Source organism: Thiobacillus sp. 65-1402 (genome assembly GCF_001897685.1).
Taxonomy (GTDB): domain Bacteria; phylum Pseudomonadota; class Gammaproteobacteria; order Burkholderiales; family Thiobacillaceae; genus Thiobacillus.
This window is the reverse complement of record NZ_MKUG01000192.1, coordinates 25028-45633: the sequence shown is the minus strand read 5'-3', so window position 1 is coordinate 45633 and position 20606 is coordinate 25028. Positions and strand designations below refer to the sequence as shown.

The 20606-nt window shown below is 66.7% G+C and carries 27 protein-coding genes; 12 read left to right on the top strand and 15 right to left on the bottom strand.

Going from position 1 to position 20606, the window contains the following annotated elements:
• From BGO62_RS14250 to BGO62_RS14240, 3 genes are all read left to right on the top strand, one after another.
• The coding region (locus BGO62_RS14250) for an ATP cone domain-containing protein (protein WP_296643682.1) at window positions 1-253 on the top strand (253 nt) is incomplete at its 5' end.
• Entirely contained in the window at window positions 254-1345 is a 1092-nt protein-coding gene (gene ribD / locus BGO62_RS14245; RefSeq protein ID WP_296643681.1) for a bifunctional diaminohydroxyphosphoribosylaminopyrimidine deaminase/5-amino-6-(5-phosphoribosylamino)uracil reductase RibD, read from the top strand.
• Window positions 1342-2091, top strand: coding sequence for a class I SAM-dependent methyltransferase (locus BGO62_RS14240; RefSeq protein WP_296643680.1), 750 nt, complete (start codon window positions 1342-1344; stop codon window positions 2089-2091). The genes ribD and BGO62_RS14240 overlap by 4 nt, the downstream gene beginning before the upstream one ends.
• A gap of 7 nt (window positions 2092-2098) precedes the next feature.
• On the opposite strand, the gene BGO62_RS14235 is transcribed toward BGO62_RS14240, so the two are convergent.
• Window positions 2099-2680 carry a Crp/Fnr family transcriptional regulator gene (locus tag BGO62_RS14235; protein WP_296643678.1) on the bottom strand — a complete coding sequence of 194 codons (582 nt, stop codon included), beginning with the start codon at window positions 2678-2680 and terminating at the stop codon, window positions 2099-2101.
• 78 nt (window positions 2681-2758) lie between these two features.
• Between BGO62_RS14235 and BGO62_RS14230 the strand changes: the two genes are divergently transcribed.
• Complete coding sequence (locus BGO62_RS14230) at window positions 2759-3238, top strand: hypothetical protein (RefSeq protein WP_296643675.1); 480 nt, start codon at window positions 2759-2761, stop codon at window positions 3236-3238.
• A gap of 86 nt (window positions 3239-3324) precedes the next feature.
• Here BGO62_RS14230 and BGO62_RS14225 read toward each other — a convergent pair whose 3' ends face one another.
• Genes BGO62_RS14225 through BGO62_RS14215 form a run of 3 tightly spaced genes read right to left on the bottom strand, consistent with a single transcriptional unit; the run spans window position 3325 to window position 6265 of the window.
• On the bottom strand, window positions 3325-4020 hold the full coding sequence (locus BGO62_RS14225; protein ID WP_296643673.1) for an anaerobic ribonucleoside-triphosphate reductase activating protein: 696 nt from the start codon (window positions 4018-4020) through the stop codon (window positions 3325-3327).
• Between the two features lie 27 nt (window positions 4021-4047).
• Entirely contained in the window at window positions 4048-4224 is a 177-nt protein-coding gene (gene nrdD, locus BGO62_RS14220; RefSeq protein WP_363924401.1) for an anaerobic ribonucleoside-triphosphate reductase, read from the bottom strand.
• Window positions 4225-4249: 25 nt separating this feature from the next.
• Window positions 4250-6265, bottom strand: a complete 2016-nt coding sequence (locus tag BGO62_RS14215) for a ribonucleoside triphosphate reductase (RefSeq protein WP_296643665.1) — start codon at window positions 6263-6265, stop codon at window positions 4250-4252.
• A 142-nt stretch (window positions 6266-6407) separates the two neighbouring features.
• Between BGO62_RS14215 and BGO62_RS14210 the strand changes: the two genes are divergently transcribed.
• The 3 genes from BGO62_RS14210 to BGO62_RS14200 are packed head-to-tail and all read left to right on the top strand — an operon-like array spanning window position 6408 to window position 8434.
• On the top strand, window positions 6408-6848 hold the full coding sequence (locus BGO62_RS14210) for a hemerythrin domain-containing protein (RefSeq protein ID WP_296643663.1): 441 nt from the start codon (window positions 6408-6410) through the stop codon (window positions 6846-6848).
• 15 nt (window positions 6849-6863) lie between these two features.
• Window positions 6864-7127, top strand: coding sequence for a DUF2249 domain-containing protein (locus BGO62_RS14205; RefSeq protein WP_296643660.1), 264 nt, complete (start codon window positions 6864-6866; stop codon window positions 7125-7127).
• Between the two features lie 17 nt (window positions 7128-7144).
• Window positions 7145-8434, top strand: a complete 1290-nt coding sequence (locus tag BGO62_RS14200; RefSeq protein ID WP_296643658.1) for a hypothetical protein — start codon at window positions 7145-7147, stop codon at window positions 8432-8434.
• Here the strand turns inward: BGO62_RS14200 and BGO62_RS14195 are convergent.
• On the bottom strand, window positions 8390-8866 hold the full coding sequence (locus BGO62_RS14195; RefSeq protein ID WP_296643656.1) for an Rrf2 family transcriptional regulator: 477 nt from the start codon (window positions 8864-8866) through the stop codon (window positions 8390-8392). The genes BGO62_RS14200 and BGO62_RS14195 overlap by 45 nt on opposite strands.
• A 99-nt stretch (window positions 8867-8965) precedes the next feature.
• Here BGO62_RS14195 and BGO62_RS14190 point away from each other — a divergent pair, with 99 nt between their 5' ends.
• The 3 genes from BGO62_RS14190 to BGO62_RS14180 are packed head-to-tail and all read left to right on the top strand — an operon-like array spanning window position 8966 to window position 10984.
• Window positions 8966-9220, top strand: coding sequence for a DUF2249 domain-containing protein (locus BGO62_RS14190; protein WP_296643653.1), 255 nt, complete (start codon window positions 8966-8968; stop codon window positions 9218-9220).
• A 10-nt stretch (window positions 9221-9230) separates the two neighbouring features.
• Window positions 9231-10373 carry a hypothetical protein gene (locus tag BGO62_RS14185; RefSeq protein WP_296643651.1) on the top strand — a complete coding sequence of 381 codons (1143 nt, stop codon included), beginning with the start codon at window positions 9231-9233 and terminating at the stop codon, window positions 10371-10373.
• Entirely contained in the window at window positions 10370-10984 is a 615-nt protein-coding gene (locus BGO62_RS14180; protein WP_296643648.1) for an FmdE family protein, read from the top strand. The genes BGO62_RS14185 and BGO62_RS14180 overlap by 4 nt, the downstream gene beginning before the upstream one ends.
• 20 nt (window positions 10985-11004) lie before the next feature.
• On the opposite strand, the gene BGO62_RS14175 is transcribed toward BGO62_RS14180, so the two are convergent.
• From BGO62_RS14175 to BGO62_RS14160, 4 genes are all read right to left on the bottom strand, one after another.
• Window positions 11005-11616, bottom strand: a complete 612-nt coding sequence (locus BGO62_RS14175) for a TetR/AcrR family transcriptional regulator (RefSeq protein WP_296643646.1) — start codon at window positions 11614-11616, stop codon at window positions 11005-11007.
• A 137-nt stretch (window positions 11617-11753) separates the two neighbouring features.
• Window positions 11754-11957, bottom strand: coding sequence for a DUF2892 domain-containing protein (locus tag BGO62_RS14170; protein WP_296643645.1), 204 nt, complete (start codon window positions 11955-11957; stop codon window positions 11754-11756).
• Window positions 11958-12024: 67 nt separating this feature from the next.
• Window positions 12025-13209: an outer membrane protein transport protein gene (locus BGO62_RS14165; protein WP_296643642.1), complete on the bottom strand. Its 1185-nt coding sequence runs from the start codon at window positions 13207-13209 to the stop codon at window positions 12025-12027.
• Window positions 13210-13237: 28 nt separating this feature from the next.
• Window positions 13238-13834 carry a hypothetical protein gene (locus tag BGO62_RS14160; protein ID WP_296643640.1) on the bottom strand — a complete coding sequence of 199 codons (597 nt, stop codon included), beginning with the start codon at window positions 13832-13834 and terminating at the stop codon, window positions 13238-13240.
• A gap of 87 nt (window positions 13835-13921) precedes the next feature.
• On the opposite strand from BGO62_RS14160, the gene BGO62_RS14155 reads away from it, so the two are divergent.
• Both BGO62_RS14155 and BGO62_RS14150 read left to right on the top strand, forming a co-directional pair.
• Window positions 13922-14161 carry a hypothetical protein gene (locus BGO62_RS14155; RefSeq protein ID WP_296643639.1) on the top strand — a complete coding sequence of 80 codons (240 nt, stop codon included), beginning with the start codon at window positions 13922-13924 and terminating at the stop codon, window positions 14159-14161.
• Window positions 14162-14170: 9 nt separating this feature from the next.
• Window positions 14171-15415, top strand: a complete 1245-nt coding sequence (locus tag BGO62_RS14150) for a nitronate monooxygenase (protein ID WP_296643638.1) — start codon at window positions 14171-14173, stop codon at window positions 15413-15415.
• A 52-nt stretch (window positions 15416-15467) separates the two neighbouring features.
• Here BGO62_RS14150 and BGO62_RS14145 read toward each other — a convergent pair whose 3' ends face one another.
• From BGO62_RS14145 to BGO62_RS14120, 6 genes are all read right to left on the bottom strand, one after another.
• Window positions 15468-15920 (bottom strand): SCP2 sterol-binding domain-containing protein, encoded by a 453-nt coding sequence (locus BGO62_RS14145; protein WP_296643636.1) that lies wholly within the window; start codon window positions 15918-15920, stop codon window positions 15468-15470.
• A gap of 37 nt (window positions 15921-15957) precedes the next feature.
• Complete coding sequence (queD, locus tag BGO62_RS14140) at window positions 15958-16398, bottom strand: 6-carboxytetrahydropterin synthase QueD (RefSeq protein WP_296643634.1); 441 nt, start codon at window positions 16396-16398, stop codon at window positions 15958-15960.
• Window positions 16392-17285 carry a U32 family peptidase gene (locus BGO62_RS14135; protein WP_296643633.1) on the bottom strand — a complete coding sequence of 298 codons (894 nt, stop codon included), beginning with the start codon at window positions 17283-17285 and terminating at the stop codon, window positions 16392-16394. Before BGO62_RS14135 ends, queD begins: the two co-directional genes overlap by 7 nt.
• Window positions 17286-17351: 66 nt before the next feature.
• Window positions 17352-18353: a peptidase U32 family protein gene (locus tag BGO62_RS14130; protein ID WP_296643631.1), complete on the bottom strand. Its 1002-nt coding sequence runs from the start codon at window positions 18351-18353 to the stop codon at window positions 17352-17354.
• Complete coding sequence (locus tag BGO62_RS14125; protein WP_296643629.1) at window positions 18343-19293, bottom strand: TIGR01212 family radical SAM protein; 951 nt, start codon at window positions 19291-19293, stop codon at window positions 18343-18345. The genes BGO62_RS14130 and BGO62_RS14125 overlap by 11 nt, the downstream gene beginning before the upstream one ends.
• Window positions 19290-20453: a nitronate monooxygenase family protein gene (locus BGO62_RS14120; protein ID WP_296643628.1), complete on the bottom strand. Its 1164-nt coding sequence runs from the start codon at window positions 20451-20453 to the stop codon at window positions 19290-19292. Before BGO62_RS14120 ends, BGO62_RS14125 begins: the two co-directional genes overlap by 4 nt.
• Between the last annotated feature and the right edge of the window lie 153 nt (window positions 20454-20606).

Sequence of the window (20606 nt, the reverse complement as noted above, 5' to 3'; positions counted from 1 at the left end):
GCGTGAAGGCTTTCGCCGGGCGCTGCACAAGCGTCCGGTTTCCACCGAGCTGGTCGACGCCGCGGTCGACCGCATCCGCCAGCGCCTGCTGACGCTGGGCGAGCGCGAAATCCCCGCGCGCGCAGTCGGCGAGCTGGTGATGAACGAACTGAAGAAGCTCGACAAGGTCGCCTACATCCGCTTCGCCTCGGTGTACCGCAGTTTCCAGGACGTCGAGGACTTCCGCGACGTCATCCGCGACATCGACCAGTAAATGCCCAGCGCCGACCGCTTCAGCGCCGCCGACCATGCCCACATGGCGCGCGCGCTGCAACTCGCGGCGCGCGGCCTCAACACCACCAGCCCCAATCCGCGCGTCGGCTGCATCATCGTCAGGGACGGCCGCGTCGTCGGCGAAGGCTGGCACGAACGCGCCGGCACCCCGCACGCCGAAATCCACGCGCTGCAGGCCGCCGGTGACGCCGCACGCGGCGCGACGGTGTACGTCACGCTGGAGCCCTGCTCGCACCACGGCCGCACCCCGCCGTGCGCCGAGGCGCTGATCCAGGCCGGCGTGGCGCGCGTGGTGGCGGCGATGAACGATCCCAATCCGCTGGTCGCGGGCGGCGGCATCGCCATGCTGACGCTGGCGGGCATCCCGGCCGAAGTAGGGCTGATGGAGGCCGGCGCGCGCGCGCTCAACCCCGGCTTCGTTTCGCGCATGACGCGGCAACGCCCATGGGTGCGCCTCAAGACCGCCGCGACGCTCGACGGCAAGACCGCGCTCGCCAACGGCGCCTCGCAGTGGATCACCGGCACGGCCGCGCGCGCCGACGTGCAGGCGCTGCGCGCGCGTGCCTGCGCCATCCTCACCGGCAGCGGCACCGTGCTGGCCGACAATCCGCGCATGAATGTGCGCGATTTCGACATCGGCCGGCAGCCGCTCAGGGTCGTCGTCGATTCCGCCTTGCGCACGCCGGCCGACGCGGCAATCCTGCCCGCGCTCGTCGCCTGCCACCACGCCGAGCCCGGCATGCGTTCGCTGCTCGAACAGGCGGGCGCCGAGGTGGTCGCATTGCCGGGGACGGATGGCCGCGTCGACCTCGCCGCCCTGCTCGCACTGCTGGCGCAGCGCGGCGTCAACGAACTGCACGTCGAAGCCGGCGCCGCGCTCAACGGCGCCCTGCTCAAGGCCGGGCTGGTCGACGAATGGGTGGCCTATCTGGCGCCGCTGGCAGTGGGCGACGATGCGCGCGGACTGTTCGCCCACGCGCCGCTGGCGGCACTGGGCGACGCCGCACGCTTCACCTTGGCCGACGTGCGCCAGGTCGGCGGCGACCTGCGCCTGACGCTGCTGCCCGCGTGAGTTCATTCAAGGATCACTTCTCGTCGGGGTCCGATCGCTACGCCGCCTATCGCCCGGACTACCCCGCCGCGCTGTTCGCCTGGCTTGCCGGCCAGTGCTCTGGGCATGACCTCGCCTGGGATTGCGCCACCGGCAGCGGCCAGGCGGCGCTGGGGCTGGCGGCGCATTTCCGCCGGGTCGTCGCCACCGACGCCTCGGCCGAACAGATCCGTCATGCCGCGCCGCATCCCGCCATCACGTACCGGGTGGCGCCCGCCGAAGCCAGCGGCCTCGCCGACCACAGCATCGACCTCGTCACCGTCGCGCAGGCGGCGCACTGGTTCGACCTGCCGGCTTTTTACGCCGAAGCAGCGCGCGTGCTGAAGCCGGACGGCATGGTCGCATTGTGGGGTTACGGGCGGATGGTGCTGCCGGGGGAAATGGACGCGCCATTCCTGCGCTTCTACGGCGAAACCGTCGGCCCCTACTGGCCGGCCGAACGCGCGCTGATCGACGACGCCTACCGCAGCCTGGATTTTCCCTTCATGGAAATCGAGGCGCCGGCTTTTGCCATCGAGGTCGCGTGGACGCTGCCGCGGCTGCTGGATTACCTCTCCACCTGGTCGGCGGTGAGGCGCTACCGGGCCGCGCGAGGGCACGACCCGCTGCCGCCGCTGCGGGCCGAACTGGCGCCCCTGTGGGGCACTCCGGAAGCGGCCCGAACGCTGCGATGGCCGCTGTTTTTGCGCGCGGGACGCGTCGCCTGAACTGCGTTCAGGCCAGGGTGATCTCGCGCTCGCTACGACGGATACGCCCCTGCCTGTGCAGCGTCGACAGGGTGCGATACAAGTGCTCGTGCGTCATGCCCAGCGCGCCGGCCCAGGTTTTGAGCGAGCAGCCTTGCCGTGCAAAGCGGCCATGCTCGCGCAGGTAATGCAGCACGCGATCCTCGGCGCGCGGCAGGCTCAGGCGCTCGCACTGCCCGCGCAGATCGCGGATGGTATGCGACAGCCACCTCGTGTAGGCGCGGCTGAAATCCGCCTCGCTCAGCGCGACACGAAAATCCGCCAGCGGCAGCACCCACGCCAGGCTGTCCACCGCCGCCTCGCCATCGCAATGGTAGCGATCCGAAAACAGCGACGCCTCGGCCAGCGCGCCGCGCGAGCAGCGCTGCAGAATCACGCGTTCGCCCTGCGGCGTGTGGCGGACCAGCTGCAGTTCCCCGGCCGTTACCCAGAACAGGCTGGCAGGCTTTTTGTCGCTGCCGAACACCCGCGTGCCTTTGGCGATCATGCGTGATTCGGCATGGCGCGCGAGCCAGGTTTCGATATCGGTCAGGGCATCCTGTCGAGGCATGAGCGAAATCATACGCGTTCGTCGTGCCGCGTCCTACACTTCGTTCGGACCACCTATGGCGCATCACATGGAGCACGCATGAAAACCTGCCTGACCCTCGCACTCGGCCTGGCCATGAGCACGGCCGTCTGGGCCGCCGCCGACTCTCACGCCGGCCACCATACTGGCAGCCCTCCCGGCGTCGCACCGGCCGCGCGCAAGCCCCTAAGCTTTCCGCCCGCGCTCAAGGCGGAAACGCTGGCCAACATGCGCGACCACCTCCTCGCCATCCAGGAAATCACCGCCCACCTCGCCGACAAGCAGTTCGATGCCGCCGCCGAGGTGGCCGAAACCCGTCTCGGCATCAGTTCGCTGCAGCGCCATGGCGCCCACGAAGTGGCCCGATACATGCCGGAGGGTATGCGCCAAATCGGCCACGGCATGCATCAGGCCGCGAGCCGGTTTGCGGTGGTGGCACAGGAAGCGGGGGCCACCGGCGACGTCGGTCCGGCTTTGCGCGCGCTATCGCAGGTGCAGGCAAGTTGCGTGAGCTGCCACGCCGCCTATCGATTGAAATGATCGGCGTTCCAGCATATCGGCATGCTGCGTGTCGCTGTGCTGCGTCCCTTCCGGCGGGACCGCGGCGACGGCATTCCGCATCCGGCCTACGCCACGCGCACCGAAAATTTCTCGAACAGCCCGGCCAGTTCCCCGCCCACCTCCTCTAGGGGGCGCTCGCGCGCCGGATTCCGGCACAGCTCGTCATTCCGGCAGCCCTGGCTGCGAAAGGCCTGGATGACGTAGCGCCGGACGCCGCGCGCGGCCAGGTCGTGCGCCAGGCCGACCACCTCCGCATCGGCCAGCAGCGCCGGATGCACGGTGGTGCGGATTTCGTGCGCCACGCCGGAAGCCAGCACCTGCTCCAGGCTCTCGCGGGCGCGCGTTCCGCTTTCCGCCACGCCGGTGATGCCGGCGTAATCGGCAAACGGCGCTTTCACGTCGAGCCCCACCCAGTCGACCAGCGGCAGCACCGCCGCCAGCCGCCCGGGGTACATGCCGCCGGTGTGCAGGCCGATCTTGAAGCCAAGTCCGCGCGCCGCGCGCATCGCATCCGGCAACGCTGCCTGCAGCGTCGGCTCGCCGCCGGAAAACACCACGCCGTCGAGCAATCCCTGGCGGCGGCGCAGGAAAGCCAGCACCTCTTCCCAGGGGATTTCGTCGGCGCCGCGCGGCGGAATCAGATCGGGGTTATGGCAATAGCCGCAGCGCCAGGGACAGCCCTGGCAGAACACCACCGCGGCCAGCAGACCGGGCCAGTCGGTGGTGGACAGCGGCGTCAGGCCGCCCACGCGCAGCGTCATTTCTGGTATTGGCGCAGCATGTCGCTCTTATCCGAGCGTGCAGCGGCCTTCGACAAAGAACTGGCGCTCGCGATGCTCGCTCTGCTTGCCCTTGTTGAAGCTCGTCACCGGGCGGTGGTAGCCCATCACGCGGGTCCACACTTCGCAGCGGGTGCGCTCCTCGTCCTTCAGGGCAACGGTCTGGATTTGGCTCGAAACACTCATGTCGTTCATATCGGTCTCCTAGGGATCAGGCTGAAACAGCGCGTTTGCGGGACAGGGCCTCTTCGTCGCACGTGGGACAGAATTCGTGCTCGCCGGCGAGGTAGCCGTGTTTGGGACAGATGGAAAAAGTCGGCGTGACGGTGATGTAGGGCAGACGGAAGCGCGTCAGCGCGCGGCGCACCAGGTTGCGGCAAGCGTCGACGGAGGAGATGCGCTCCGACATGTAGAGATGCAGCACGGTGCCGCCGGTGTATTTGCGCTGCAGGTCGTCCTGCCGTTCCAGCGCCTCGAAGGCGTCGTCGGTGAAGCCCACCGGCAGCTGCGTCGAGTTGGTGTAGTACGGCGCCTCGCCGCTGCCCGCCTGCAGGATGCCCGGGTAGCGCTTGGCATCCTCCTTGGCGAAACGGTAGGTGGTGCCCTCGGCCGGCGTGGCTTCCAGGTTGTACATGTGGCCGGTCTCCTCCTGGAACGCGGCGATGCGTCCACGGATGTGGTCGAGCAGCCGCACCGCGAAGTCATGACCCCATGCGGTGGTGATGTCGTGCTGGTCATCCGTGAAGTTGCGGATCATCTCGTTGACGCCGTTGACGCCGACGGTCGAGAAGTGGTTGCGCAGGGTGCCGAGGTAGCGCTTGGTGTAGGGGAACAGACCGTTGTCCATCAGGCGCTGGATTTCCTTGCGCTTGATTTCCAGGCCGTTCCTCGCCATGTCGAGCAGCGCGTCGAGGCGGCGCAGCAAGCCCGCTTCGTCGCCCTTGTACTCGTAGCCGAGGCGCGCGCAGTTGACCGTCACCACGCCGACCGAGCCGGTCTGCTCGGCCGAACCGAACAGGCCGTTGCCGCGCTTCAGGAGTTCGCGCAGGTCGAGCTGCAGGCGGCAGCACATCGAGCGGATATGGTTCGGCTTCATCTCGGAATTGATGAAGTTCTGGAAGTACGGCAGGCCGTAGCGCGCGGTCATGGCGAACAGGCGTTCGGCATTTTCCGATTCCCAGGGGAAATCCGGCGTCATGTTGTAGGTCGGGATGGGGAAGGTGAACACCCGGCCCTTGGCGTCGCCGGTGGTCATCACCTCGATGTAGGCGCGGTTGATCATGTCCATCTCGACCTGCAGCTCGCCGTAGGTGAAGGGCATTTCCTTGCCGCCGATCATCGGCACCTGGTCGCGCAGGTCTTCGGGACAGGTCCAGTCGAAGGTCAGGTTGGTGAACGGCGTCTGGGTGCCCCAGCGCGACGGCACGTTGAGGTTGTAGATCAGCTCCTGGATGCACTGCCTGACCGCTTCGTAGCTCATGCCGTCGTTGCGGATGAACGGCGCCATGTAGGTGTCGAACGAGCTGAACGCCTGCGCGCCGGCCCATTCGTTCTGCAGTGTGCCGAGGAAGTTGACGATCTGGCCGACCGCGGAGGACATGTGCTTCGGCGGCCCCGCCTCGACCTTGCCCGGCACGCCGTTCAGGCCTTCGTGCAGCAAGGTGCGCAGCGACCAGCCGGCGCAGTAGCCGGCCAGCATGTCGAGGTCGTGGACGTGGATCGAGCCGTCGCGGTGCGCCTCGCCGAGCTCGGGCGGGTAGACGTGGTTGAGCCAGTAGTTGGCCACCACCTTGCCGGAGACGTTGAGGATCAGGCCGCCGAGGCTGTAGCCCTGGTTGGCGTTGGCGTTGACCCGCCAGTCCTGGCGCGACAGGTATTCGTTGATCGAGGCTTCGACGTCGACCAGCGTCTTGCGGTCCTCGCGCAGCTTCTTGTGCGTTTCGCGATAGACGATGTAGGCACGCGCGGTAGCCAGGTGGTTGGCGGCGATCAGGCTCTGCTCGACCACATCCTGGATGCGCTCGATGCTCGGCGGGGCGTTGCGGAATTTGTGAATCAGCACCTTCACCACCTGGGCGGTGAGCAAGTCGGCTTCGGCTTCGCCGAATTCGCCGCTGGCCTGCCCGGCACGCAGAATGGCCGAACGTATCTTCGCGGCATCGAATATTGCCTGACGCCCGTCGCGCTTGATGACTTCGCGGGGCAGAACTGCTATCACTGAATTCATTCCCTTTGTCTCCTTGTCAACATTTTGTGTGTTGCAGACAACAAACATACGACATCTTGTGTTCAAGTCAAGAAGAAATTCAGGTTGGCATATCCTGATAAACTTAAATATGCATTTTTTCATCAACTTATGGAGGCACAGCATGGGTATGATTCTGGAGTATCTGGGCGGCGACCACCGCGCCTGCGACGATTTGTTTGCATCCGCCGAAGCCGCCGTGGCGCAGAAGGACTGGGACAGCGCGCGCAGCCTGTCCGACCGCTTTCAGGCGGCGATGGCGCACCATCTGCGGATGGAGGAAGAGGTGCTGTTCCCCGCGTTCGAAGCCCGTACCGGCAACACGATGGGGCCGACCCACGTCATGCGCATGGAGCACGAGCAGATGCGCGCCCTGCTGCAGGACATGGCGCGCGCGGCGCTGGCGGCCGACCACAGCGGCTATCTCGGCCTGTCGGAAACGCTCAACATGCTGATGCAGCAACACAACCTGAAGGAGGAAAACATGCTCTACCCGATGTCCGATCAGGTGCTTGCGGCCGATTGCGAAGCGCTGATCCGCAGCATGGATGCGGTTGCGAAGTGACCGCACGCAGCGTCGATGGTCGCACCGGCTGACGAAATCCTCATCGACGCCCGCTGGCTGGAACCGCCGGAGCCGATGGAGCAGGCGTTGCGCGCGCTGGCCCTGCTGCAGCCCGGCCAGCACATCCGGCTGCTGCTGCATCGCGAACCGTTTCCGCTCTATTCCATCCTGGACAGCCGCGGCTACCGTCACGACACCGTGCCGCAGGCGGATGGAAGCTATGTGGTGCTGATCCGCCAGGCGCCAGGCGCCGCGCCGCGAAACCCGCCCGCAGCATAGGTGATGCCCGCCCAGCCATGAGCATGCAGACCGGACTTTCCTTCGAACAGGCGCCGCCGTTCGCGCTGCCGCTGCGGTTCTTTCTCACCGCACCGCTGTACCTGCTGGCCGCCGCGGGCCTGATCGTGCTGGCTCCCGCTGCGCTGGCCTCGCGCTGGACGCCGCCCGCGCTCGCGCTCACTCACGCGCTGACGCTGGGCTTCCTCGCCATGACGATGCTGGGTGCGCTGCTGCAGATGCTGCCGGTGGTGGCAGGCGCGGCATTGCCCGCGTCCCGCGGCGTGGCCAGGTCCACCCATTTCCTGCTTGCTGCCGGAACCGCGGCCCTGATGGCGGGCTTCCTCGGCGCAGGCGCGCACGCGCTCGCCGCAGCAATGATCCTGCTGGGCTGCGGCTTTGCGGTTTTTCTCGCCGCAACGGCGATCGGCCTGCGGCGCGCGGTTGCCAGCGCCACGGTGACGGGCATGCGGCTCGCCGCGATCAGCCTCGGCCTGACCCTCATCCTCGGCATTGCGCTCGCGACCATGCGTGCCGGCTGGTGGACCCCGGTCAAAGACGAAATCTTCATCGCCGCGCATGTCGTCTTCGGTCTGTTCGGCTGGGTATTGCTGCTGGTGATCGGCGTCGCCTACCAAGTCGTGCCGATGTTCCAGATCACGCCGCCTTACCCTCCCCGGCTCATGCGCTGGCTGGCCGGCGTCATGCTCGGATTGCTGCTGCTCCGTACCATGGCTCCGCTGCTGCCCGCGGCAGCGGGGATCGCCTTGTTCGCCGAAAGCGGGCTCGCCGCCGGGGGGCTGGCCTTCGCGCTGGTCACCTTGCGCCTGCAGTCGCGGCGCCGCAGAAAGCTGCCCGACGTCACCCTGGATTTCTGGCGCGTCGGCATGGCCAGCCTCATCGCCTGCGTCGCCGTCTGGCTGCTGGCTCGGCTCTGGCCGGCGTGGGCGGGCAGCGATGCCTATCCGCTGCTGCTCGGCGTGCTGTTCATCGGTGGCTTCGCCGTGAGCGTGGTCTGCGGCATGCTCTACAAGATCGTGCCCTTCCTCGCCTGGTTTCACCTGCAAGCCCAGTTGCAGGCGCGCGCGGGCAGCATCCCCACCATGAAGGACATGATTGCGGAACGCGCAAGGCGCTGGCAATTCCGTCTCCACCTCGGCACCTGCATGCTGCTCGTCGCCGCCACGTTCTGGCCAGCGCTGCTGGCCGTCCCGGCGGGAACCACACTGGCGCTCTCGGCGCTGCTGCTGGAACTCAACCTGCTGTCAGCCGTGCGGCGCTTTTCCCGCCACGGCGGGCGTTTTTCCTAGTTTCGGGGAGGCGGCCCTGGCGGGCAGGGCAAAGGCAGGCAACAAATCCGCCAGGGTGTAGCCGTCAAGACTTGCCAGAAAGGCACGCCCCGCATCGAGCAGAACGGGTTTGAGCGCACAGCCGGGCAACAGGCGGCATGTATTGTCGCCCGGCCGGAAACACTCGGCCAGCTCGAACCCGCTTTCCATGTCGCGCACGACATCGCCAATCCGGATCTGGTCGGGGCGGCGCGCCAGGCGGAAGCCGCCCCCCTTGCCGCGCACCGTTTCGATGTAGCCCTTGATGCCCAGCTGGTGCACCACGCGCGTGAGGTGATGGCGGGAAATGCCATATTCGCTGGCGATCGCCGCTACCGTGACCAGCGCATCGGGATGTCCGCCCAGGTAAATCAGCACCCTCAGGGAAAAATCGGTAAAGCGGGTGAGTTGCATGGAGGTGAAACACGCTTAACAAAAACAAATTATAGGCGCAGAAAAACAATATCCCGTGTTTATAATATGTATTCCATTTACATCTATAGGACGACAGCCATGACTGCACATCTGCATCTTCGCCAGGACCAGGTCTATCCGTTCGACGCGCGCGGAATCGCCAAGCGTTTCCGCCACGCGGCCATTTTCGGTGCGCTGGACGCGCTGAATTCGGGCGAGCGCATGCGCTTCGTCAACGATCACGACCCGCTTCCGCTGCTCGACCAGTTGCGCGCCCGCTATGGCGATGCCGTTGCGATCCAGTACCTGCAGCGCAACCCCGGGGAAATCGTGATCGACTTCGTCCGCACCTGAACCGCCCAAGGTGCTGCCGGCGCTGGTGTTCCTTGCCCTGGCCGCGTTTGCCGCGGCCTTGCTGTGGTCGCCCCACGCCGGCCGCGCCGCCGCCCTGCACCTGATTCTGGCGGTAGGCGCCATGCCGCTGATCTTCGGCGCCATGGGCCATTTCATCCCGGTGCTCACCCGCACCCGCAGCGCCCCCAGCGCACTGGCCATCCTCCCCGTCCTGGCGTTGGCCGGCGGTGCACTGGTGGTGGCCGCGCTCGGGTTTCCCGGCATGCTCTGGGGACAACCGGCAGGCGCGCTGCTGGCCGTGACCGCTGCCGGCGCGCTGTTCGTCTGGAGCCGCCGCCGGCGCGCCGGCATGCTGGGCCGCCCCCACCCCTGCCTGGCCTGGTACGAAGCGGCGCTGGCCTGCCTCGTGGCGGCCCTGCTGGCGATTCTCGCCAGCGCGCTCTGGCCGCAGCAGGCGTCCGCCCTGCGCCGCCTCCACCTCCATCTCAACACGCTCGGCTTCGTCGGACTGACCGCCATGGGCACCCTCGCCGTGCTGCTGCCGACCGTTGCCGGCAGGCCCCACCCGCAAACCGGCCCACGGCTGCGCCGTGATCTGTCCTGGGCGGTCGCCGGCACGCTGCTGGTCGCCCTCGGCGCGGCGTGGTACGGCCCGCTCGCCTGGGTCGGCGGCGCCTTATGGACGATCCCGCCGGCGCGCCTGGCGGCCGGCTGGCTGCGGTCTTGTCGCGTCGAAATCGTCGCGCTGCACGGCGCGGCGCCGCTACTCGCCGCCGCGCTGGCGGGGCTGGTCGGCAGCGCGATGCTCGGCGCCGTGAACGCCATCCCCGCAACGGCCACGTTGCATTCGCTCCAGCCGGCATGGGCCTTCGTCGCCGGCTTCATCCTGCCCCTGGTATCCGGAGCGGCCAGCCAGTTGTTGCCGGTATGGCTGCGTCCCGGCGTGCAGGACGGCTGGCACGTCAGGCTGCGCGACAATCTGGGGCGCTACGGCGGCGCCCGTGCCGTACTGTTCGGCATCGCCGGCGGCGCGGCCGGGATCGGCCGGGAATGGGGGCTGCTGCTGGGCGCCGTCACGCTGATCCTGTTTCTGCTACAGGCCTGCGTCGCGCTGGCGCAGGCCTTGATCGTCCGGCCAAGGAGTCCGTCATGAGCTACCCCGCCTTTTTCGATGCCGTCGCCCGCATCACGCTGTACGACCCGCTGGCCGAATTCCTCGGCACCGCCGGCAGCAGCCGGATCGAATACGGCTACCTCGACGCGGTCAAGCTCGCCGGGCATTCCTGCCCCACGGTGGCGGGCGCCTACCTGATGACCCGGCGGGCGCTCGGCAGGCTCTACCCGGACAGCCTTGCGGAGCGCGGCGCCATCCGCGTCGAATTCGGCGCGGCGCAGACCGACGGCGTCACCGGCGTCATCGCCGCCGTAACCGGCCTGCTGACCGGTGCGGCGGGCGAAGGCGGCTTCAAGGGCCTGGCGGGGCGGTTCAGCCGCCGCAACCTGCTGGCCTTCGCGGCGGCAGACCCCGCCGAAATCCGTTTCAGCCGCCTCGACACCGGCGCGCGCGTGGCCCTCGCCTATCATCCCGAAGTCGTCCCCGCGCCGCCGGAACTGCAGGCACTGATGCCGAAAATGCTGGCGGGGGCGGCAAGCGACGCGGAACGGATGGAATTCGGCCGGCTCTGGCAAATGCGGGTCAAGCGCATCCTGATCGACCACTGCGGCGATCCGGCGCTGCTCGCGTGCCGGGACGACCCGGCCTGACCTCGTCGGCCGGCGCCGGATTAACTTCCGCGTCTCGGCGCCCAGCCTTCGATCAGGGTGGTGATGACGGCGTCGGCCTGCTCCGTCAGCTCGAAACGCTGGTCCGAAAGAACCCAGCGGAAAGCCAGTCCCTGCACGGCCGCAATCAGGATGCAGGCGTTCTGCTGGGGAACGATGTCGGGACGGATTTCGCCCTGCGCCTGCGCGGCGCTGATCAGGCCGGCGATGAAATTCAGAAAGAACTGCACCAGTTCGTTCATGCGGTCGCGGAAAACGGGATCCCCGCTTTGCAGTTCTTCCGAGAACAGCAGGCGGGGGATGCCGGGTTGCCGCTGGATGAAATTCAGATGGGCGCGGATGGCTGCCTTCAGGCGTTCCAGCGGAGTCAGTTGCGACAGGCCGAGGCCGGCCATTTCTTTCTGCAACCGTTCCTGAATGGTGTCCACCAGGGCAACCAGGACATGGCTCTTGTTGCCGAAGTGGAGGAACAGGGTGGGCTGCGCGATGCCGACCGCCCTGGAAAGCGAACGGGTGGTAAGCCTGGCCACCCCTTCGTGGCGAATGATTTCCATGGCCGCCTCGATGATGTCATGGCGGCGGATTTCTGCGGGTTTCCTTTTCTTAACGGTCACGGTATCCGGAGGTCTGGCGCAATTGCAACACAGTGAATATAAGTGTCTTGTGGCCGTTGCGGAAGTTTGCCGCGTCCGGACGCAAGGGTTCGGCAGCGGCGCGCGCCGCTGCCGAAAGGTGCCGCATCAGGTCATTATCAGGAACAGCAGTTGCCTTCCTTGACGCCCGCTTTTTTGAGCATGAAAGCCAGCGGACAGAATCCGGTCACGCCGCTTTGCGCCAGATTGGCACCGACAAAGGCCGTGAGCCAGAGCCAGGCCGGATTGGAGAAATGGGCCAGGGCGATGCTGAGCAGCACCATCAGGCCCGCCATCAGATGCACGGTACGGTCTACGGTCATGAGAACCTCCATTCTAGGGTTGTTGCAAATACCAGCGAAACTGGCCGCGACCGCGTCGCGGCCCCGATCAGAACGCGTACGAAATGTTGACGTTGTACTGGTTCTGGTTGATCTTGATTGTGTTGGCCGGCCCGACGCTTGCGGTCATGTCGTTTTCAAAGGCATGGGTGTAGGCGAAGCTGCCGCTCACCTTGCTGCTGAACTTGCGCGTGAGGCCAAACGACAGATGATGCTCGACGATCGCGGTCGAACCGAGGTTGAAGTTGACGTCCTCGGGGCCGATCGGCGATTTGCCGTAGTTGTAGCCGACGCTGACCGCCATCGGACCCATCTCCTTCTTCACGCCGATGGCATATACGGTCTGGTCGTCCCAGCCGAAGCGGATCGGGTTCGGAAATCCGGGCGGCGGATTGCTCACGCTGATGCTTTGCATCACGTCGCTGAAGAAAATGCGCTTGATGTCGACCTCGACGAGAAGTCCCGGCATCGGCTTGAACGCCAGGCCGAAGGCGACCGAGGCGGGCATGTCCATGTCGAAACGGGTCGTCCCCGTGGGCGTGTGGTATTCCATTTCGGAAATCTCGGTCTTGCTCACCCAGGTGAACCCCGCCTGCAGCTTGGGATTGATCGTGTAGGTGGCACCCAGCGTCGCACCGAAGCCGAACTGCTGGTTCTGCGGCAGGTTGACCTGGGTGAAGACCGGGGGCGGGCCGGGATTGGTCATCGCGGCCATCGACATCGCCAGGCTCTGGCTGACGACGTTCAGCGAGGCGCCGAGGGTGAAGGCGTCATTGACCTTGTATGCGGCGGCGGGCGAGAAGCGGAACACCTGCTTGGTCGTCACTACGGGCTGGCTATTGGGCGCAGCGACGATGTCGCTCACGTTCACCCCCATGCCCGAAATGCCGCCCAGGCCCATGCCGAGGAACAGCCGGTCGTTGACGTTGAACACCGCCGCGCCGGCCGGCATCATGTACCAGTTCGAGTCGCTCTTGTTGCCGTTGACCTCGCGCGGCGGATTCAAGAGGCCGAAGCCGAGGTCCATGCGCACGTCCTTGATGCCGAGGCCCGCCATGCCGGCCGGGTTGACCAGCACGGTGGCGGCGTCCTGGGCTTGCGCCACGGTGGCGCCGCCCATCCCGGCCTGCGCCGCGGACATGGCGAACATCTGGTCGCCGTTGGTGGCGTGGGCGTGGTGTGTCAATGCAAAGAGCGCGGTCGATACGGCAGCTGCAACAATTTTTTTATTCATATTCGGTTCTCCTCAGTCTAGGGGCGCGTTACTTGGACAGCGGGGTCATCAGGTTGGCCGAAATGCCGGGCACGCCGCGGAATTTCTGATGGCAGGCGACGCATCCCGTCATGATGTCGCTCATGTAGGAGGCCGCTCTCGGCATATCCCCCGCATCCGCCGCGTCCGCCAGCTTGAGCGCGCTGCCCTCGACGATGTCGTTCATCGCCGGCAGCACTCCAAGGTCGTTGTCGGTGACCTGATTCAGCGAAAAATAAGGCAGCAACCCGCCCTTGGGTATGCGATGGTTGGCCAGCCTCCGGGCCGCCTCGGCCGCCTGTTCGGCGTTGTCGGTCGCCAGCGCCGAAGCGATGCTCTGGTATTCGGACAGGATTTCATGCATGACCTGGCGCAGGGTCGTCTCCTTGGCGCGCCGCATATGGCCCGCATGCAGCTTCTGGATGGTGCCTTTGAGTTCGGGCGACAGCGCCATCACCTTCTGGCGCAGCTCCGGCTTGTACGTCTTCATCATCTGTTGCATCTCGGCCGGCATGGGGGCCGCGCCCTGGGGCGATTCGGCGGCGACGAGTCCGGACGAAGCAAGGCTGGCGGCCAGTATCAGGGGGGTTAACAGGATTTTTTTCATGAGGTCTCCAGGATTGTGATGGCACAGGTCGAACACATGATCGGCTGATCACGTGTTCGGTCGATTATATAAATGAACTTTTAAAGAATGCAAGAGGATCTTGAAGTCCGTATAAAGCGCGGCCACGGCGGCATCCGCCCGCAATCATTCCGGTGCCATTCGCGCGGCGTCCGGATACAATTTCATCATTCGGGCAGCGAATCGAAGCCTGACAAGGTGCTGAGCGAGTTCGCAGCAGCCTTTTTCAGCGGCATACCGCCGCTCAGAATCAATACGGGACACGGTGCGGGCGCGCAAGCGCCGGCCGGGCCTGTCAACGACATTTAAAGGATCAGAATGAAACGCGTGGATGATTTCCGCCTGCGCTTTGGCAAACAGGAGCTGGTGCCGATCGTCATCGGCGGCATGGGAGTGGACATCTCGACCGTCGAACTGGCGCTCGAAGTGGCACGCCTCGGCGGCATCGGCCATATTTCCGACGCCATGGTGCAGACCGTGTCCGACCGCCGCTTCGACACCAATTTCGTCAGCCAGAAGCTGAAGAAATACAAGGCCAACGTCGCCAGCAGCGACAAGTCCGCGGTCCACTTCAACCTCGCGGAACTCGAAGAGGCGACGCGCAGCCACGTCCTCCATGCCATGGACGCCAAGCGCGGCGACGGCATGATCTTCATCAACTGCATGGAGAAGCTGACCATGAACGCGCCGCGCGAGACGCTGCGCATGCGCCTTTCCGCCGCGCTCGACGCCGGCATCGACGGCATCACCCTGTCCGCCGGCCTGCACCTCGGCTCGTTCGCGCTGATCGAGGACCATCCGCGCTTTCGCGACGCCAAGCTCGGCATCATCGTCTCCTCGCCGCGCGCGCTGGCGATGTTCCTGCGCAAGAACGCGCGGCTGCAGCGGCTGCCGGACTATGTCGTGGTGGAAGGCCCGCTCGCCGGCGGCCATCTCGGCTTCGGCATGGACTGGGCGCAATACGACTTGCGCAGCATCGTCGCCGAGGTGCTGGCCTTCCTCAAAGCCGAGCACCTCGACATTCCGGTGATCGCCGCCGGCGGCATTTTCACCGGCAGCGATGCCGCGGCCTTCCTCGAACAGGGCGCGGCCGCGGTGCAGGTGGCGACCCGCTTCACCGTCACCCGCGAGTGCGGCCTGCCGGACAAGGTCAAGCAGGAATACTTCAGGGCCAGCGAGGACGACATCGAGGTCAACACCATTTCGCCGACCGGCTACCCGATGCGCATGCTCAAGGGCAGCCCCGGCATCGGCGCCGGCATCCGCCCCAACTGCGAAGCCTACGGCTATCTGCTCGACGCCAAGGGCCGCTGCGCTTACATCGACGCCTACAACAGCCAGGTGGAACTGCACCCGGGCGCAAAGAAGGTTTCAGTCCACGACAAGACCTGCCTGTGCACCCACATGCGCAACTTCGACATCTGGACCTGCGGCCAGACCACCTGGCGCCTGAAGGACACCACCCGGCGTGCGCCGGACGGCAGCTATCAGGTGCTCAGTGCCGAACAGGTATTCCACGACTACCAGTTCAGCGTCGACCAGAAAATCGCGCTGCCGCCCTGAAGCGCATGCGCTGCGGTTCGCCGCAAAGCCCTTTTCCCGACTGCCCGGCCGGCTATGCCGCCATCAGGCGCCGCACCATGCGGGCCAGCGGCGCGGGCAGGCGGCGCAGCACCGCCTCGGGGTCGAGGGCGTCGAGCAGGTTCTTGACGGTGAGGCCAAGCTCGGTGTCGCCTTCGCTCACCAGGCGGCGGCTGAAAAAGAGGGTGTCGGGGTCTTCGCGCCGGCCCAGCAGCAGCAGGAAATCGCGGGCGGTGGCGCTGATGGTGAGTTCGGGCGCGCCGCTGTCCGGCGCGAATCCGCGCGCCGTGACGGTAAAGCGCAGGCTGAGCCCGAGATCCTTGACGCGGATCGCGTAGCGCCGGCCGGCCAGCGGCCGCCAGTCGAGCGTTTTCAGCGCCGGCCACAGCAGCCGGTTGGCGGCCAGCGAAAACGCCAGGCTGGGCGGCGCGGCGGGAAGCCGGGCGACCGCGTTGACAAGCTGCGGGGACAAGACAAGGTTCGGCATGATGGCTCCTGTGCTCGATGGGTCGGCGGCCTGCTTGCTAGCGCTCGGCGTCGGCCCAGTTGTTGGGGGTTTCGTACAAGCGCACCCGCTGCAGCCGCAGCCGGTTGCCGTAGCCGTCGAGGTAGGCCGCGTCGAGGATGCGGAACGCCTCGTTCGCAAGGTTTTCCGCAGTGGGCACGACCGGCAGCACCACGGTCTTGTGTCCGGCCAGCGTCGCCAGGAACTCGACCACTTCGCGATCGCCCTGGTACACCAGGAAGGCATGATCCCAGCGGCTGACCAGCGCGGCATTGGCGATGCTCTTCACTTCGGAAAAATCCATCACCATGCCCTGCTCCGCCGCGCCTTCGGCGCGGATGATCTCGCCGGAGAGGCTGATCTCGATGGCGTAGCGATGGCCGTGCAGGTGCCGGCACTGGCTGGCGTGATGGGGAATGCGGTGGCCGGCGTCGAATTCCAGTCTGCGCGTAATCAGCATGCTTGCTGCGTCCCGCATTCCAGTCCCGCCCGGCCATGCCAGTAGCCGTCGACCGACGGCCCGGGCATGACGCGCGCCAGCGCATCGGCAGCCTTGCCCTCGCCTGCCAGCGCCGCCCGGAAAGCCTCGACCACGCGCCCCATGTGGCGCGACTGCGGCGACAGGCGCAGGCTGGCGATGCCGAGCTGGCGCAGGGCCGGCAGTTCGCCGATCAGGTTGTAGACCCCGGCGGACTGCGTCTGGATGCCGTTGAGCGTGAGGAAAGGCGCACCCTCGCGGGTAGCCAGCGGCAGCCCGTCCGGATGGTCGAGGCAGCGGAACTGGCAATCGTCCTTGGGCAGGTTGTAGTGGCGCGCGGTGAAGCAGCGCGCCGAATACGCCAGCGGCAGGCGGCCGTAGGCGAACAATTCCGTTTCCATGCCGGCCGGCGCGCGTTCGAGCAGCGACGCCAGCGCGGCACGCGAGGTTTCCACCGGCGGCAGCCAGCGCTGTGCGCCGAGGCCGGCGAGCACTTCCAGTGTTTCCGGATTGTAGATATTCAGCGTCGGGCCGGCGACGAAGGGCACGCCCGCCTCGGACAGCAGCCGCACCGCGCCCCATTCGTTGGCTTCGACCAGAAAACGGCCGTCGCCCACGATCCGGCGCAGCGTTTTGAGATCGGATTCCGATTCGATCAGCGTCTGGGTGGAGAGCGCCACCTCCTTGCCGGCCGCGGTAAGTTGCTCCGCCAATGCAAGCCAGTCCGGCAAGCGCAGCAGATGGCGGCGCGAACACACGCTTTCACCCAGATACACGCGCGTCACCGGCCAGTGTTTCGCTTCGTCGTAGAAAGCGAGGACGTCGTCGCGCGACCAGTAATACAGGAGGGGGCCGAGGCTGAGGTTCATTTCACAGGGGCAAGATTCAAGTTACAAGATTCAAGAAAAGAGGATGCATCACCCGCCCCTCGCCTCTCACTTCCACGGCCGGTGGTAGGCGCCGAGCGTATGGCTCTGCCCTTCCGACAGCTTGTTGAGTTCGTCCTGCCAGGCCGGCGCGGGCTTGAAGCCGGCGGCGTCCTTCTTCACCGCATCGATGGCGGCGCGCCACACCTTCGTCACCTGCGCCACGTAGGCCGGACTGCGCTGGCGGCCTTCGATCTTGATCGCGGCGATGCCGATTTTCAGCATGTCCGGCAGCAGGTCAAGGGTATTGAGGCTGGTGGGCTCCTCGATGGCGTAATAGGTCTCGCCGCCGACGTCGAAGCGGCCCTTGCACAGCGTCGGGTAGCCGGCCTTTTCGTCCTTGCCGTAGCGGTCGAGCAGCACGCCGTTCAGCCGCGATTCCAGGCCGGCCGGGGTGTCCTTCCACTGCACCGCTTTCGCCGGCGAGCACACGCCCGCCGAGTTGGGCGATTCGCCGGTGCAATACGACGACAGCAGGCAGCGCCCTTCCACCATCACGCACAGGCCGCCGAAGCCGAACAGCTCGATCTCGACGGCGGTATTCTTGACCACGTTTTCCACCTGCGGCAGCGACAGCACGCGCGGCAGCACGGCGCGCTGGATGCCGAAATGCTCGCGGTAGAAATTCACCGCCTCGTAGCTGGTGGCCGAGCCCTGCACCGACAGGTGCAGCCTGAGCTGCGGGTGATGCCTGACCGCGTAGCGCATCAGCCCGGGGTCGGCGAGGATCACCGCGTCCATGCCGAGCTTCGCGGCGCGGTCGACCGCGCCGGTCCAGCGCTGCCAGCTGTCGGACTGCGGATAGGTGTTGAGCGCGAGCAGCACCTTGCGGCCACGCTCGTGCGCGTAGCGCAGGCCTTCGGCCGCCTGCGCCTCGTCGAAGTTGAGGCCGGGAAAGGCGCGCGCGTTGGTGTTGTCGCGGAACCCCATGTAGACCGCATCGGCGCCGTTGTCGATGGCGGCCTTGAGCGAAACCAAGCTGCCCGCCGGGCAGATCAGATCAAGCGGCATGACTTTTCTCCTTCCAGATTTGGCCTGCGCGGGCGCCCTGGCGGCTGTCGCGCCGCGCCAACTCGTCGGCGATGCCGTTCAGTACGTCCCACTTCTTCGCGCACCACGCGGGCGCCAGCAGCACGTCGGGCGCGGCGGTTCCGGTGACGCGGTGGTAGACCACCTGCCACGGCGTGCGCTCGATCAGATCGGCGGCGATGCGCAGGTAATCCGCCTCGGCCAGCGGGGTGTACTCGCCGCGCTTCCATTCGATCGCCAGCCGGGTGTGCTTCACCACGTGCAGCGGATGCAGCTTGAGGCCGTCGACGCCGATCCCCAGCACGCGGTCGAGGCTGATGTGACTGTGGGATGCGTCCTCGCCGGGCAGGCCGACGATGAGATGGCAGCACACCGGGATGCCGCGCGCCCGCGCCGCCCGCGTCGCCGCCTCGTATTCGGCGAAGCCGTGGCCGCGGTTGACGCGTGCCAGGGTGGCGTCGAAGGACGACTGCAGGCCGAGTTCCAGCCACACCTCGTGGCCGCGGTCGCGGTATTCCGCCAGCAGATCCAGCACCGGCAGCGGCACGCAGTCGGGCCGCGTGCCGATCGACAGCCCCATCACGTCGGGCGCCGCCAGCGCGGCGTCGTACAGCGCGCGCAGCTCGTCCACATGCGCATAGGTATTGGTGTAGGCCTGGAAATAGGCGATGAAGCGGCGCGCGCCGGTGCCCCGCGCAATGCGGCCGCGCGCGCGCTCGAACTGCGCGGCGAGCGGCGCCGGGTCGCGCGCGCCCGGGGCGAAGGACTTGTTGTTGCAGAAAGTGCAGCCGCCGATGCCCTTGCTGCCGTCGCGATTGGGGCAGGTGAAGCCGGCATCGAGCGCGATCTTGTGCACCCGCTCGCCGTGCCGTTCCAGCATGGCGCGGCCGAAGGTGTGGATGCGATCGGCGAGGCTGCTCACGCTGCCGTGGCCGCCGGCTTCCCGCCGGTGAGCAGATAGTCGATCAGATCCTGCACCGGCCGGATCGCGCGGCCGAACGGCAGGCTTTCGCTGCCGCGGAAGAACAGGCCTTTGTTGACGTCGCCCTTGAGCGCGGCCACCAGCTGCGAGTCGATGCAGAACTGGCCGGCTTTCCTGAGGCCGTCGCGCAGGCCGCATTGCGCCAGGCAATGCAGGCCGATGGCGCAGCGCCCGGGGTCGGCCTTCGCCACCGCCTGCAGCCTGGATTCGCGCTTGAGGTAGTTGGCGAGCCATGGCGTTTTCACCGCGCGCGCGGGCAGCCCGGCCACGCTCATGAAAGTGACGATGTCTTCGGGTTTCGCATCCAGCAGCACGCGCTTGAAGTTGGGGTGGGCATCGCCTTCCTCGGTCACGGCAAACGGCGTGCCGACCTGCGCTGCGCTCGCCCCCAGCGCCAGCGCAGCCAGCACCTTCTCGTGGCTGTTGAAGCCGCCGCCGACGATGATCGGAATCTGCCCGCGCGCGATGCCCTGCTCGTCGAAAACCTTGAAAATGCCGGGCAACACCGCGGCGAAATCGAAACGCGCATTCGTCAACTCGGCCGGGTCCGGCGCGCCGAGATGGCCGCCTGCGTAGCGCGGGTGCTCGATCACGATGGCATCCGGCAGTCGCCCCTTGCGCGCCCATTTCTTCAGCACGACGGCGACGCCGCGCGCATCCGACAGGATCGGAATCAGTGCAACGCCGGGATAGCCTTCGGCGAGCTCCGGCAGATCGAGCGGCAGCCCCGCGCCCATCACGATCGCCTGCGCGCCCGAGGCGCACGCCTGCCGCACGTAGGCCGGATACGCGTCCACTGCCTTCATCACGTTGACCGCGACCAGACCATGGCCGGCCGCGATAGCGAGCGCAGCCTTGATTTCCCGGTCGAGCGCGATGAAGTTGAGCCGGTTGAGTTCGTCCTTGTCGCGGCAGCGCTGCGACTGCTCCGACAGATCGGCGTGATGATGCCGCAGGTCGATACTCGCTATCGTTCCCATCGCGCCGGCGCGCGCCACCGCGCCCGCCAGCCGGTGGGCCGACACGCCCACGCCCATCCCGCCCTGCACGATGGGCAGCAGGGTATGGCCGCGAATGGCAAACGATCTGGACGCAAGCATGTCGGTCTTTCCATCCTCTACAGAAATTGACGCCCATTATAGCAACTTGAAGACCCGCTTATCCTTATATGAACATCGATCCGTTTCCGCGCGCGCAAGGCCGGGGTTCTCCCGCCCAGCCTAAACGCCTACAATGCGGGGTCTTACTGGCTG